Consider the following 13959-nt stretch of genomic DNA (forward strand, 5'->3'; position numbering starts at 1 on the left):
TTGCTTGGCACCACATCTCAGCTCGACAGATGCTCGATCGCCGCGACCTTGCCCAGGCGCTCGCCCAGCATCGTCAGCAGCGCCAGGCGGTTGCCACGCAGCGCCGGATCTTCCGCATTGACCATCACGCCATCGAAGAAGGCATCAACCTGCGGACGCAGGCGGGCCAGGCGTGCCAGCACCGCTACGTAGTCCTTGTGCTGCAGGCTGGCGCCGGTGTCGTCGATGGCCGCGGTGACCGCCTCGGCCAGCGCGCGCTCGGCATCTTCCTGCAGCAGTGCCGGGTCGATCTGGGCCGGAATGTCGCCTTCGGCCTTGCGCAGGATGTTGCGGATGCGCTTGTTGGCCGCAGCCAGTGCTTCGGCTTCCGGCAGCGCGGCGAAGGTGCCGATCGCATCCAGGCGGCGGTCGAAGTCGTACAGCGAGGCCGGCTTCAGCTCGGCCACGGCGTTGAAGTGCGTGGCCGGCACGCCCTTGTCAGCGTAGTAGCCCTTCAGGCGGTCGAGGATGAAGTCGTACAGTTCGCCGATGTCGGCCTGCACGTTGCGCGCGGCCAGGCCGGCGTTGGCGCTGGCCAGCAGCGCGCGCAGGTCCAGCTCGAAGCCGCTTTCGATGATCGTGCGGGCCAGGCCCAGCGCGTTGCGGCGCAGGGCGAACGGGTCCTTGTTGCCGGTCGGCTTCAGGCCCGCGGCGAAACCGCCGGCCAGCGTGTCGACGCGTTCAGCAATGGCCAGCACCTTGCCCAGCGGCGAGAGCGCGATGTCATCGCCGCCGAAGCGCGGCTGGTAGGCCTCGTCGATGGCCAGCGCCACATCGGCCGATTCACCACCGGTCACAGCGTAGTGGCGACCCGCGATGCCCTGCAGTTCCGGGAATTCGTTGACCATGCGCGACTGCAGGTCGTTCTTGGCCAGCTCGGCGGCGCGCCTGGCCTGCGCCGGATCGGCGCCGACCTGCGGCGCGATCACTTCGGCCAGGGCGGCCACGCGCGCCACCTTGTCGGCCACGCTGCCCAGCTTGGCCTGGTAGGTCACCGTCTTCAGGCCCTCGCCCATCGATACCAGGCCCTGCTTCAGGTCCTCGTCGAAGAAGAACTTGGCATCGGCGAAGCGCGGGCGGATCACGCGCTCGTAGCCCTTGGCCACTTCGGCCACGTCCTTCGATTCGATGTTGGCGATGCCGATGAACTGCTCGGTCAGCCTGCCGCTGTCATCCAGCACCGGGAAGAACTTCTGGTTGATTTCCATCGTCTCGATCAGCGCTTCCTGCGGCACGGCCAGGAACGCACGTTCGAAGCTGCACAGCACCGCCGACGGCCACTCGACCAGGTTCACCACCTGCTCCAGGTTGTCGTCGGTGATGCGGGCGCTGCCACCGGCCTTGGCCGCAGCGGCCTCGACCTCGGCGACGATGCGCGCGCGGCGCTCGCTCGGGTCGACCAGCACGAACGCGGCGCGCAGCGCTTCAACGTAGTCCTGCGGCTGCGCCAGCGACACGGCCTGGTCGTGGTGGAAGCGATGGCCACGGCTGACGCGGCCAGCCTGCAGGCCGAACAGCTCGGCTTCGACCACGTTGGCACCGTGCAGCAGCACCAGCCAGTGCGCCGGGCGGGCGAAGCCCCACGCGTGGTCACCCCAGCGCATCGGCTTGGGAATCGGCATCGCCGCAATCGCCTCGCGCAGGATCTCCGGCAGCAGGCTGGCGGTGGTCGCGCCCGGGGTCACCGCACGGTGCACGAAGCGCTCACCCTTGTTGTCGGTGGTCTTCTCCAGCGCGGTCCAGTCGATCCCGGCCTTGGCGGCAAAGCCCTGCAGGGCCTTGGTCGGCTGGCCTTCGGCGTCCAGCGCGATGTTCAGGTACGGGCCCAGCACTTCGCTGTGCTGTTCCGGCTGTTCCAGGCCAACGCCCGGCAGCAGCACGGCCAGGCGGCGCGGGGTCGACAGCGGGCGTGCATCACCCAGTTCCAGCGCGACGCCGCGCTTGCGCAGGCCTTCGACGACACCGTCGAAGAACGCCTGGGCCAGGCCCGGCAGCGCCTTGACCGGCAGCTCCTCGGTGCCCAGTTCGATCAGCAGGGGGGACAGTTGGCTCATCGTTTCAATCCTGTGGTGGGGGCGCAGCGCGCGACGCGTCCGGCGCCCCGGAGTAAGGGGGGAGAGCGGCCGTCAGGCCTTCTTCGCGCCCGGGAAGCCCAGCTTCTCGCGCTGCTCGTAGTACGCCTTGGCCACCGCCTGGGCCAGCGCGCGCACGCGCAGGATGTAGCGCTGGCGCTCGGTCACGCTGATCGCGCGGCGCGCATCGAGCAGGTTGAAGGTGTGGCTGGCCTTCATCACCTGCTCGTAGGCCGGCAGCGGCAGGTTCACTTCCACCAGCTTCTGCGCTTCACGCTCGCAGGCGTCGAAACGGTGGAACATCTCTTCCACGTCGGCGTATTCGAAGTTGTAGGTGCTCTGCTCCACCTCGTTCTGGTGGTAGACGTCACCGTAGGTCACCGGCTGGCCGTCCGGGCCGTAGGTCCAGACCAGGTCATAGACGTTGTCGCAGTTCTGCAGGTACATGCACAGGCGCTCGAGACCGTAGGTGATCTCGCCCAGCACCGGGCGGCATTCCAGGCCACCGGCCTGCTGGAAGTAGGTGAACTGGGTCACTTCCATGCCATTGAGCCAGACTTCCCAGCCCAGGCCCCAAGCGCCCAGCGTCGGCGATTCCCAGTTGTCCTCGACGAAGCGCAGGTCGTGCACCAGCGGGTCGATGCCCAGTGCCTTCAGCGAATCCAGGTACAGCTGCTGGATGTTGTCCGGCGCAGGCTTCATCGCCACCTGGTACTGGTAGTAGCGCTGCAGGCGGTTCGGGTTCTCGCCGTAGCGGCCGTCGGTCGGGCGGCGCGAGGGCTGCACGTAGGCCGCATTCCAGCTTTCCGGACCGATCGCACGCAGGAAGGTGGCCGGGTGGAAGGTACCGGCGCCCACCTCCAGGTCGAGCGGCTGGATGAGCACGCAGCCCTGCTGGGCCCAGAACTGGTTCAGGGTCTGGATCAGGCCCTGGAAGGTGATCGGAACGGTCGGGGTCGCGGACATGCGTACGAGTCTTGGCCGGCAAGGGGGTGCGTTAGTATAACGGCCGACCTGCGGGGCATTCCGTACCCGGGAGGAGCAGGCAGATGGAACATCGGCTGCCGGTCGGCACGCCCGGCGAAGCGGGCGGCGTCGCGCTGCCCTGGGGACGGCTGCAGTTCGAGCAGATTGCCGCAGCCGTGGTCGCCGATGGCCGGGTGGCCGAACAGGACCGCGAACGCATGCGGTTTTCCGCACAGGGCGCGCGCAACGCCAGCGAAGTGCACCCGCTGGTGCTGCTGTCCAACCTCAAGCTGGCCGCCAACGGCGGTGGCGAGCTGACCCTGGAACGTCTCACCGAATGGCTGGCGCAGCGTACCGGCAGCCGCTACCTGCGCATCGACCCGACCCGGGTGGACGTCGCTGCGGTGACCGCGCTGGTGTCCCACGCCTACGCGCGCCGCCACCGTTTCCTGCCGTTGGCGGTGGATGCCGAGCGCGTGCTGGTGGCCACCAGCGAGCCCCTGGTGCAGGAATGGCGCCGCGACCTGCAGCACCTGACCCGGCGCCGCATCGAGCTGGCGGTGGTCAACCCGCTGGACCTGCATCGCTACACCATGGAGTTCTACGGGGTGACCCGCTCGGTACGCGGCGCCCGTGGCGACGTGCGTGGCGAGGCCAATACCACCCTGCCCAGCTTCGAGCAGCTGGTGGAGCTGGGCCGCACCGGCGACGTCAATGCCGACGACCAGCACATCGTGCACATCGTCGACTGGCTGCTGCAGTACGCCTATGAGCAACGCGCCTCGGACATCCACCTGGAACCGCGCCGCGAGATGGGGCGCATGCGCTTCCGCATCGACGGCGTGCTGCACAAGGTGTTTGAGGTGCCACCGGCGGTGATGACCGCCGTGGTCAGCCGTATCAAGGTGCTTGGCCGGATGGACCTGGCCGAGCGCCGGCGCCCGCAGGACGGCCGCATCAAGACCCGCTCGCCGGGCGGCCGCGAGGTCGAGATGCGCCTGTCGACCATGCCTACCGCATTCGGCGAGAAGTGCGTGATGCGCATCTTCGACCCCGATGCCGCCTTCAAGAGCATCGACCAGCTCGGTTTCAGCCCGCAGGAGGCGGCCGGCTGGAATGCGCTGGTCGAGCGCCCGCATGGCATTGTGCTGGTGACCGGCCCGACCGGCTCGGGCAAGACCACCACCCTGTATTCCACGCTGAAGCGGCTGGCCACGCCGGACGTGAACGTGTGCACGGTGGAGGACCCGATCGAGATGATCGCGCCCGAGTTCAACCAGATGCAGGTGCAGACCAACATCGACCTGGACTTCGCCAGCGGCGTGCGCACTCTGCTGCGGCAGGACCCGGACATCATCATGATCGGCGAGATCCGCGACCTGGAGACCGCACAGATGGCGGTGCAGGCCTCACTGACCGGCCACCTGGTGCTGTCCACGCTGCATACCAATGACGCGCCCTCGGCGGTCACCCGCCTGCTCGACCTGGGCGTACCGCACTACCTGCTGGCCAGCACCCTCAACGGCATCCTCGCCCAGCGCCTGGTGCGCACGCTGTGCCCGCACTGCAAGCAGCCACACAGCCTCGGCGCCGCCGATTGGGCGGTGCTGGCTGATAGCCATGCTGCATATCCAGATGCCGCCACGCCCTGTCGGCCGGTCGGTTGCCTGGAGTGCCGGCGCACCGGATTCCTTGGCCGCATCGGCCTGTATGAGTTGCTGCCATTGGGCTCGCGGCTGCGCGGGCAGATCCGCGCCGACATGGATCTGGCCGGTTTCAGCCGGGCCGCACGGGCTGAAGGGCTGCGAACCCTGCGCCAGGCCGGGCTTGAAAAGGTGGCGCAGGGGCTGACTACAATCGAGGAAGTCCTGTCAGTCCTGCCGCCCCCGGATGAACCCAGCCCCGTTCCTGATTCTTGAAACCGGCCGCCCGGTACCGTCGCTGCGCCGCTACGGGCGCTTTCCGCACTGGATCCGCGTCGCCGCCGGGCTGGAAGAACACGAGACGGTGGTGGTTGATGTCGAACACGGTGGCGCCCTGCCCGACCCGCATGCCTTCGCTGGCGTACTGGTGACCGGCTCGGCCGCCTTCGTCACCGACCACGCCGAATGGAGCGAGCGCAGCGCCGCATGGCTGCGCCAGACCGCCCACGCGGACCTGCCGGTGTTCGGCATCTGCTACGGCCACCAGCTGCTGGCGCACGCGCTGGGAGGCGAGGTGGCCTACAACCCGGCCGGCCGTGAGTCCGGCACGATCGAGTTGGAACTGCAGCCGCAGGCCGCGCAGGACCCGCTGTTCCAGGGCCTGCCGCAGCACTTCGCCGCTCACGCCACCCACCTGCAGACCGTGCTGCGCGCACCCGACGGCGCCGAAGTGCTGGCACGCTCACCGCTGGATGGCTGCCACGCCTTCCGCTGGGGCCGCCAGGCCTGGGGCGTGCAGTTCCATCCGGAGTTCGCCACCCACCACATGCGCGGCTACGTACGCGCCCGCGCCGACTGCATCGGTCGCCACGGCGGCTGCGCCCGCAGCATCGAGCGCGCGGTCAGCGCCGCACCGCTGGCCCGCCAGCTGTTGCGCCGCTTCGTCCGCCAGGCGCGGCTGTCTTCAGCCCAGCCGGTGGCAAAACAGGGATAATCGGCGGCACGGGCAGCCGCCCGGCCCCCTCCTGTCCTTCCCGGATGTCCATGAAAGAGATTCGCAAGCTGCCGGCTTCGGCGGGCGCCCAGTGGTTGCTGGATACGTTCTCGCTGTACCGGCGCGCGCCGCTGCAGCTGGCCCGGATCGGCCTGGCCTGGCTGCTGGTGAGCTGGGTGGTGACTCTGCTGTCGACGCTGATTCCCGGCGCTGCCGGCATGGCCGTGCAGCTGATGACCCTGGCCATCTCGCCGATCATGTTCGGCGGCATGTTGTACGCCGTGGGCGAGATCGACGAAGGCCGCCCGGGCCTGGCCTCGCACCTGCTGCAGCCGATCCGCGACCACCGCGTCAGCCACCTGCTGGTGCCGCTGGCGATCCAGGTGCTGGCGGTACTGCTGCTGGGCGCGCTGCTGTTCCTGATGATCGGCCGCGAGGGCTTCACCGCCTTCAGCGAGGTCATGACCAAGATGGAAGAGATCAGCCGCAGTGGCCAGCAGATCAAGCCGGACGATGCCGCCGCGCTGGTCGCCAACCTGCCGGCCAAGCGCATCGCGCTGTGGATGCTGCTGGTATTCCTGAGCGCGGTGGCGCTGTCGCTGGCAATGTTCACCCAGCCGGCGCTGGTGGTGTTCGACAAGCAGAGCGGCATGCACGCGCTGCGCCTGAGCCTGCAGGGCTGCATCGAGAACATCGGCGCGATGATCGTGTTCGCAGCGCTCGGCCTGATCGCTGCGTTCTGCATGTACATCCTGTTCGTGATCGTGATCCAGATCGCGATGCTGGTCGGCGGCCCGCTGGCTGCGGCCTTCATCGCCCAGCTGGTGCTGACCACGGTGCTGATGCCGCTGTATGTCGGCGCGGTCTACGCCGCGTGGAAGCAGATGTTCGTGCACCGCGGCAGCCGCGCAGCGCCTCCGATTCCGTCCACGCCAACCTCGAGCGACGTGTTCCACGCCTGACGAAAAAGGGGACGGAGGGGATTAAGTCGTTAGCCGCACAGTGGCACAAACGACTTAATCCCCTCCGTCCCCTTTTTTCAGGCAGCGGGCTTCTTCACTACCGACGACGGCACCAGCCAGCGTGCGGCGTGGATGCCCAGCTCGTAGAGCAGGCACATCGGAATCGCCAGCATCAGCTGCGAGACCACGTCCGGCGGGGTGAGCACTGCGGCCAGCACGAAGATGCCGACGATCGCGTAACCGCGGCCTTCCTTGAACTGCTGCGGCGTCACCCAGCCCAGTAGCACCAGGATCACCATCGCCACCGGCAGTTCGAAGCTGCCGCCGAAGGCGAAGAAGATCGCCAGCACGAAATCCAGGTAGGCATTCGCATCCGGGGTAATCGCGATCACGTCCGGGCTGAAGGTGGTGAGGAAGTGGAACACCGCCGGCAGCACCAGGAAGTAGGCGAAGGCGCAACCGGTGTAGAACAGCAGCACCGATGACACCAGCAGCGGCACCGCCAGGCGCTTCTCACGCGCATACAGGCCCGGAGCGACAAACGCCCACAACTGGTACAGCAGCCACGGCACCGCCACGAACAGGGCGACGAAGAAGGTCAGTTTCAGCGGTGCGAAGAAGGCGCCGGCCGGGTTGGTGGCGATCATCGTCTGCCCGTTCGGCAGCTGCGAGACCAGCGGTTCGGCCAATGCGTTGTAGAGCTTCTGGGTGAACGGCAGCAGCGCCAGCAGTACCACGCCCAGGCCCAGCAACGCGCGCACCAGGCGGCCGCGCAGTTCCACCAGATGTTCGACCAGCGAGCTTTCGCCGAAATCCTGTTCACTCATGGCTGGCGCTCCGTGCTCTGCGCCGGCGGCGGCGTACCGGCTTCAGCGGGCGCAGCGGAAACCGGCTCGGCGGCACCACCGTCCTGCGTCGGTTCAACCGCGTCGGGCGCGGCACCCATGTGCGGCGGCAGATCCGCAGGCGCCGGTGAACGTACCTCCTGCGCCAGCGTATCGCCCTGCTGCTGCGCCTGCTGGGCTTCGCGACGGATCGCTTCACCACTGGCGCGCAGCTGGTTCTCGGTGTCCTGCATGCCCTGGCGCACGTCCTGCATCTGCCGCTTGATGTCCTCGGCCTGCAGTTCGCGTTCCAGTTCCTGTTTCACCGAATCCCACTGATTGCGGGCACGACGCACCCACAGGCCGGCGAAGCGGGCCGCCTTGGGCAGGCGCTCGGGACCGAGCACCACCAGGGCGACCACTGCAATCACCAGCAGTTCGCTGAAGCCGATATCAAACACCGCGACCGCTCCGGATCAGCGAGCGTTACGGTCGTGCTCGTCCTGCGCGGTGCGCGAGGCGTCCTGGCTGCGCGACTCGTCGCCCAGCTGCGCGTTCGGCTTGTCGTCGTCGCGCATGCCCTTCTTGAATTCCTTGACCGCCGAACCGAGGTCCTTGGCGCCGCTGGTCAGGCGCTTGGTGCCGAACACCAGCAGGACGATGGCCAGCACGACCAACCAATGCCAGATGCTGAAACTGCCCATAAAGACGCTCGTTACGTTAGTGATCAGGCTGTCGAGCATAGCGCACCGGGTGTTAGCCGGCGCGCGTGACGAAAGTCAGTTTCCGCCCAGCGTTTCCGTGCGGATTTCGCCGTCGTTGACCGGCTGGAAGCCCTGCTGCTGCGGCGGTGGGGTCTGCGGCACGTTCTGCAGCGGTGCTGTGGTGGCTTCGGCGGGGGCGGCCGGCGCTGCCTGAACAGGCGCAGGAGCTGCCGCCGGGACCGGCGCCGGACGCGCCGCGTTGCCACCATTGCCGTTGCGGTTGTTGCGGGCGGCGTAGGTAGCCTCTTCCAGGCGATCGCGGAAGGCGACCACGTCCATCGACGGCGAACCGACGGCGCGACCTTCGAAGATCATGCGCGGCGTGGTGTTGCTGCCGTAGGCGTCCAGATTGGCGGCATCGTCGATCTGCAGCACCGCGCCATCCAGCGCGACGCCGGCGAACAGGCCGCGGGCGCGCGACCAGGACCAGATCTCGGCCTTCAGCTGGCCGTCGGTGGCGGCCGCAGCATTGCGGCCGACCGGACCGGCGGCAACGCCGGCATCGGCGCCGAGGGTGAACTTGCCGTTGACCAGGTTGTCCAGGCTGCGGTCGTTGCGGAACACCAGCACCACGTCGGAAGACTGCACGCCAGCCTGGAAGCCGATGCTGCCGCCCGTGAGCTTCACGAATACCGGGTTCGACCAGGCGCCATTGGGCATGCGCACCGACATCAGGCCGTGACCACGACGACCGCCAATGACCAGACCGGCCTTGATCGTGTCGGGAATGACGATGACCGCGCGGCCTTCGTCGAGCAATTTATCCGGAATGCCCTGTTCAGGGATTTCCTGGATTTCAGCCAGCACGCGCACGGCATTGCGCGCACGCTGGTCTTCCTGCGGTCCGGCCATGGCCTGGCTGGACAGCAGGCTGGCGGCGATCAGCAGGGCTTGGATCGGGCGACGCATGGCAGGCTCCAGAAGTCAGTCCATAGGAAGATATAGCAAGTGACTGAAATTAGTAGTGTTGTCATGAATCGCCAATGAGCGCTCCCCGCTCACATAGATGCCCGCTATGCCTGCAATCCGAACCCTGCATCCCGGCGCGACACCGGATCGGCGACAATGCACGCTATGCTCGACGCACCCGATACCGCCGTGCTGGCGGTCAACCTAGGCACGCCCGAGACGCCGACGGCCCCCGCCGTACGCCGTTACCTGGCTGAATTCCTGTCCGACCGCCGCGTGGTCGCGATCCCGCCACTGCTGTGGCAGCCGCTGCTGCGCGGACTGATCCTGCCGCTGCGCAGCAGCCGTTCAGCAGCCAAGTACGCCCAGGTCTGGCTACCGGAAGGGTCTCCGCTGATGGTGCATACGCGCCAGCTGGCCCAGGCCATGCAAGCGCTGTTGCCGACCCTGAAGGTTCGCCATGCAATGCGCTACGGCGAACCGGCGCTGGCCAGCGAGCTCGACCGCCTGGCGGCCGACGGTGCGCGCCGCATCGTGGTACTGCCGCTGTATCCGCAGTACTCCACCACCACCACCGCCTCGGTCGAAGATCGCGTCGATGCCTGGCAGCGCCGCAATCCGGACGTGACGGTGAGCCTGGTGCGCGACTATTCGGTCGATCCGGGCTGGGTCGACGCCGTTGCCGGCTCGATCCGCCGCTACTGGGAACAGCACGGTCGCGGCCAGAAACTGATGTTCTCTTTCCATGGCATCCCGCAACGCCTGGCCGATGCCGGCGATCCGTATCCGCAGCGCTGCGAAGCCAGTGCGCAGGCCATCGCCAAGGCACTGGGCCTGGGCAGGGACGAGTGGCAGATGGGTTACCAGTCGCGTTTCGGCCGCGAGCGCTGGCTGCAGCCCTATGCCGAGCCCAGCCTGTGGGCGCTGGCCGAATCCGGCGTGAAGCAGATCGACGTGGTGTGCCCCGGCTTCGCCACCGATTGCCTGGAGACGCTGGAAGAGGTCGCCATGGGCTTCACCGAAACGCTGGCCGAGCGCGGCGCGACGATGCGCTACATCCCCTGCCTCAACGCCGAGCCGGAACACGCTCGCGCCCTCGCGCGACTGGCCGTGGCCTCGCTGGCATGAGTCTGCAACCGTTTGAACTGGAGGTCGGTGGCGCGCGCGTCGCCGGCCTGCGCAATCACGGCGATGGCCCGCGCGTGCTGGCCCTGCACGGCTGGCTCGACAACGCGGCCAGCTTCGTGCCGCTGGCGCCGCATCTGTCGTCGCTGCAATTGGTGGCGATCGACCTGCCCGGCCATGGCCACAGCGCACACCTGCCGGCCGGTGCCAGCTACACCACGGCCGCCGCGATCTGCCACGTGCTCGACGTCGCCGACGGGCTGGGCTGGGACCGATTCAGCCTGCTCGGCCATTCGATGGGCGCCGGCATCGCCAGCCTCACCGCCTCGGTCAGCGACCGTGTCGAACGGCTGGTGGCGATCGAAGCACTCGGCGGCCTGCGTGGTCCCGAAGAAGAGACCGCCAACCGCCTGCGCGAGCATGTGAATGCCACGCGTGGGCTGGCGCGCAAGCAGCTCCGCGTGTTCCCCGACCTCGCCGCGCCGATCCGCGCGCGGATGATGACCAACCAGCTCAGCGAGCGCTGTGCACGGCTGCTGGTCGAGCGCGGCGTGGAGCCGGTCGAAGGCGGCTACCGCTGGTGCAGCGACCCGCGCCTGATGCTGCCCACTGCGATCCGCCTCAGCGAAGGCCAGATCGACAACCTGCTGCAGGCCATCGCCTGCCCGACGCAGGTGATCTATGCCACGCCGGCACAGTCGTACTATCCCGAACCGATGCGCAGCGATCGCCTGCGGCATCTGCGCGATGGCCGTCTTGCGGTGTTTGCCGGCAACCATCACCTGCACATGGAAGATCCGGAACAGATCGCAGACGTGATCCTGCGCTTCTTCAACAACGACAACGCGGGCTGAGCGAAGGCACCGGCGCGCTTCACTCCGCGCGTCTGCGGCCGATACATCAGTTGCGGGCCCCTGCGTCCGCAGCACGCAGGTCCGGTCGGGCCTGCGGCGTGTGTCTGGTTCTGCAAGGAAGTCCGCATGCCCGCTCTGCTGCACCGTCACCCACAGGATGTGGCCACGGTGTCCCGTCTCCGCGTCGCTGATCGCGTCGCATTCCCTGAATTCCCGGCTCGCGCCCTGGTCACGCACTCCTGCGTGCGCCGCGGCGTGGCCGTAGTCGTTTGCTGATCCAGGAGTCGCCGATGTCCGTTGCATCCTCCCGTCCCCCCGATACCGCCCGACTGCCGCATCTGCAGCAGCTCGCCCGCCGCGCTGACCGCCGCCTGCTGATCGGCAGCGCGGTCCTGGCCCTGGCTGGCCTGGTGCTGGCCCTGCGGGGTCCGCAGCTGCAGGCCGCCGCGTTGGTGGCCGTCGCCGTGCTTCCAGCCGCGTGGTTCGGCGGACCGCAGGCGGGCCGGGCCGTCGCCCGCAACGGCTTGGCATTGCTGTTGTCGCTGCAGCTGGCCGTGTTGTGCGCGATCGCCGGCCTGTCACCGGCATTGCCGATTGCGCTGTTGCTGGGCGTGCTGCTGGGGCACCGCGATCGCCTTCCGGTGTGGCTGGCCGGTGGCGTCGGTACGCTCGCCCTGCTGGTACCGTTGCAGGGCGATGCCGCGCTGTGGCCAACGGTGCTGCAGGCCGGCATGTTCGCAGCCCTGACCCTGTTCCTCGGCCAGGTCGCACTGCGCCTTCGGCAGCAGACCGAGGCCCTGGGTCACGGCCCGCGTCGGCTTGCTGCGCTGGCACGCGATATCGCCACCGGTGCCGATCTTGGCGCGCATGCCGATACCGGCGCCTATGCGCCGGGTTCACTGGCCCACGCCCTGGCCGACACTGCACGCCACGTGCAGGCCCAGCGTGGGCGCGAGGCCGCGTCGCATGCCGAGAACGCGCAGATCCGCCAGGCGCTGGATGCCTCGCGCACCGCGATGATGATCGCCGACAACGACCATGTGATCCGCTATGTGAACCGCTCGGTGGTGGCACTGCTGCGCAACCAGCAGGCGACGTTGCGACAGGCCTTCCCCGATTTCGACGCCGAGCGCCTGGTCGGCAGCAGCATCCATCGCTTCCACGCCAACCCGGACCGCATCCGCGCGATCCTCAACGGTCTGCAGGTCACGCACAACGGCAAGGTGCAGATCGGCCCGGTGCATTTCGCGCAGGTGGTCACCCCGGTGTTCGACGCGCAGGGCGTGCGCCTGGGCTTCGCCGTGGAGTGGCATGACCGCACCCATGAGCTCGCGCTGGAGAACGCCGTGGCCGGCATCGTCGCAGCGGCAGCGGCCGGTGACCTCGACCAGCGCCTGCAGGCCACTGAAGGTGTCAGCTTCCTCGATGGGCTGACCGGTGGCATCAACCAGCTGCTCGATACGCTCGGCAGCACCGTCAACGACGTGCGGCAGATGCTCTCGGCACTGGCCAACGGCGATCTGGACCGACGCATGCGCGGGGAGTATCACGGCGCCTTCGCTGCCATCCAGCGCGATGCCAATGCCACGGCCGGGCAGTTGGCACGCATGGTCGGTCGCATCCAGGAATGTGCGGCGTCGATCAGTACCGCCGCCAGCGAGATTGCCGCCGGCAACGGCGCGTTGTCCGAGCGCAGCGAGCGCCAGGCGGCGCACCTGCAGGAGACCGCAGCATCGATGGAGGAACTGACCGCCACCGTGCGCCAGAACGCCGCCCATGCGCGTGAGGCCAGTGCATTGGCGGCCTCCACGCAGAGCGCTGCCAGTGACGGCAATACGGCCATGCAGCGGGTGGTCGATACCATGCAGGCCATCGAAGGCGCCTCGAAGCGGATCGGCGACATCACCGGCGTCATCGATGGCATTGCCTTCCAGACCAATATCCTGGCGTTGAACGCAGCGGTGGAGGCGGCGCGCGCCGGCGAGCAGGGCCGAGGCTTTGCCGTGGTGGCCAGCGAAGTACGCGTGCTGGCACAGCGTTCGGCGGCGGCCGCACAGGAGATCAAGAAGCTGATCGACGAAGCAGGCCGGCAGGTGGGTGAAGGTGCCCAGCTGGTGGCCGACGCCGGCCAGCGCATGCAGGGCATTGTCGGCGGCGTGGAGGATGTCAGCCACCTGATGCGCGAGATTTCTGCAGCGTCGCAGGAGCAGTCGATCGGTATCGAGCAGATCAACCAGACCGTGGTGCAGATGGATCAGGCCACGCAGCAGAACGCGGCGCTGGTGGAAGAAGCCACCGCTGCCGCACGTGAGCTGCAGTCGCAGGCGGGGACGCTGACCGAAGCAGTCTCGGTATTCCGCCAGCAGGAACCGCACGAGGTCTCGCAGGCCGCCTGACCCGGGCCTTTCATTCGAGTCTGATCAGGACGGCGCCCGCAGGGCGCCGTCTTTTTATGCGTGATCTGCGTGATGGGTCACGCAGAGAGCATCCCTGCACGGCGCGGATCTACGGGTAGTGCCGGCCGCTGGCCGGCAAACGATGGGTAGCTGCCAACCTTGGTTGGCGCCTGGGTCCCGCCCTGAGAGCATCCACGCATCGCGTAGATCTACCCGGCAAACGATCGCCGTGCGGGCCTGCTGTTGGTAGTGGCCACGCTTGGTTTGCGCCGTGGCTACTCGCAGGGGGCATCCACGCATGGCGTGGATCTACCGGCCGATGTAATGCCATCGGGCTACCGGCCCGCGGCCGGTACTACCCGCATTTACTGCGCACAAAGAAAAACCCCGCTGCGTGAGCAGCGGGGTTTT

The 13959-nt window shown here is 68.0% G+C and carries 12 protein-coding genes; 6 read left to right on the forward strand and 6 right to left on the reverse strand.

Going from position 1 to position 13959, the window contains the following annotated elements:
• Positions 1-17: 17 nt before the first annotated feature.
• Together glyS and glyQ are read right to left on the reverse strand one after the other, a co-directional pair.
• The gene (gene glyS, locus N5J73_RS22265) at positions 18-2093 is read right to left on the reverse strand and encodes a glycine--tRNA ligase subunit beta (RefSeq protein WP_049443844.1); all 2076 of its coding nucleotides are present in this window, start codon (positions 2091-2093) and stop codon (positions 18-20) included.
• A gap of 72 nt (positions 2094-2165) precedes the next feature.
• Positions 2166-3077 (reverse strand): glycine--tRNA ligase subunit alpha, encoded by a 912-nt coding sequence (glyQ, locus tag N5J73_RS22270; protein WP_006403404.1) that lies wholly within the window; start codon positions 3075-3077, stop codon positions 2166-2168.
• A gap of 83 nt (positions 3078-3160) precedes the next feature.
• Here glyQ and N5J73_RS22275 point away from each other — a divergent pair, with 83 nt between their 5' ends.
• Genes N5J73_RS22275 through N5J73_RS22285 form a run of 3 tightly spaced genes read left to right on the forward strand, consistent with a single transcriptional unit; the run spans position 3161 to position 6676 of the window.
• Positions 3161-4996, forward strand: a complete 1836-nt coding sequence (locus N5J73_RS22275) for a GspE/PulE family protein (protein ID WP_049443847.1) — start codon at positions 3161-3163, stop codon at positions 4994-4996.
• Positions 4968-5714 carry a glutamine amidotransferase gene (locus N5J73_RS22280; protein ID WP_049443849.1) on the forward strand — a complete coding sequence of 249 codons (747 nt, stop codon included), beginning with the start codon at positions 4968-4970 and terminating at the stop codon, positions 5712-5714. Before N5J73_RS22275 ends, N5J73_RS22280 begins: the two co-directional genes overlap by 29 nt.
• A gap of 50 nt (positions 5715-5764) precedes the next feature.
• A complete protein-coding gene (locus tag N5J73_RS22285; RefSeq protein WP_049443851.1) occupies positions 5765-6676 on the forward strand; it encodes a BPSS1780 family membrane protein in 912 nt (303 codons plus the stop codon).
• A gap of 77 nt (positions 6677-6753) precedes the next feature.
• Here N5J73_RS22285 and tatC read toward each other — a convergent pair whose 3' ends face one another.
• The 4 genes from tatC to N5J73_RS22305 all read right to left on the reverse strand — a co-directional run bounded on the left by tatC (position 6754) and on the right by N5J73_RS22305 (position 9173).
• Complete coding sequence (gene tatC / locus N5J73_RS22290) at positions 6754-7503, reverse strand: twin-arginine translocase subunit TatC (protein WP_005411675.1); 750 nt, start codon at positions 7501-7503, stop codon at positions 6754-6756.
• Positions 7500-7961 carry a Sec-independent protein translocase protein TatB gene (gene tatB, locus N5J73_RS22295; protein WP_049443852.1) on the reverse strand — a complete coding sequence of 154 codons (462 nt, stop codon included), beginning with the start codon at positions 7959-7961 and terminating at the stop codon, positions 7500-7502. Before tatB ends, tatC begins: the two co-directional genes overlap by 4 nt.
• A gap of 15 nt (positions 7962-7976) precedes the next feature.
• Positions 7977-8204 carry a Sec-independent protein translocase subunit TatA gene (gene tatA / locus N5J73_RS22300; RefSeq protein WP_049443854.1) on the reverse strand — a complete coding sequence of 76 codons (228 nt, stop codon included), beginning with the start codon at positions 8202-8204 and terminating at the stop codon, positions 7977-7979.
• 75 nt (positions 8205-8279) lie between these two features.
• On the reverse strand, positions 8280-9173 hold the full coding sequence (locus N5J73_RS22305) for a YSC84-related protein (RefSeq protein ID WP_049443856.1): 894 nt from the start codon (positions 9171-9173) through the stop codon (positions 8280-8282).
• A 165-nt stretch (positions 9174-9338) separates the two neighbouring features.
• Between N5J73_RS22305 and hemH the strand changes: the two genes are divergently transcribed.
• From hemH to N5J73_RS22320, 3 genes are all read left to right on the forward strand, one after another.
• Complete coding sequence (gene hemH, locus N5J73_RS22310; protein ID WP_049443858.1) at positions 9339-10301, forward strand: ferrochelatase; 963 nt, start codon at positions 9339-9341, stop codon at positions 10299-10301.
• Positions 10298-11152: an alpha/beta hydrolase gene (locus N5J73_RS22315; protein WP_049443860.1), complete on the forward strand. Its 855-nt coding sequence runs from the start codon at positions 10298-10300 to the stop codon at positions 11150-11152. Before hemH ends, N5J73_RS22315 begins: the two co-directional genes overlap by 4 nt.
• Before the next feature lie 290 nt (positions 11153-11442).
• Positions 11443-13548 (forward strand): methyl-accepting chemotaxis protein, encoded by a 2106-nt coding sequence (locus N5J73_RS22320; RefSeq protein ID WP_049443862.1) that lies wholly within the window; start codon positions 11443-11445, stop codon positions 13546-13548.
• The last annotated feature ends 411 nt before the right edge of the window (positions 13549-13959 follow it).

The organism is Stenotrophomonas sp. GD03654, assembly GCF_029845105.1.
GTDB lineage: Bacteria > Pseudomonadota > Gammaproteobacteria > Xanthomonadales > Xanthomonadaceae > Stenotrophomonas > Stenotrophomonas africana.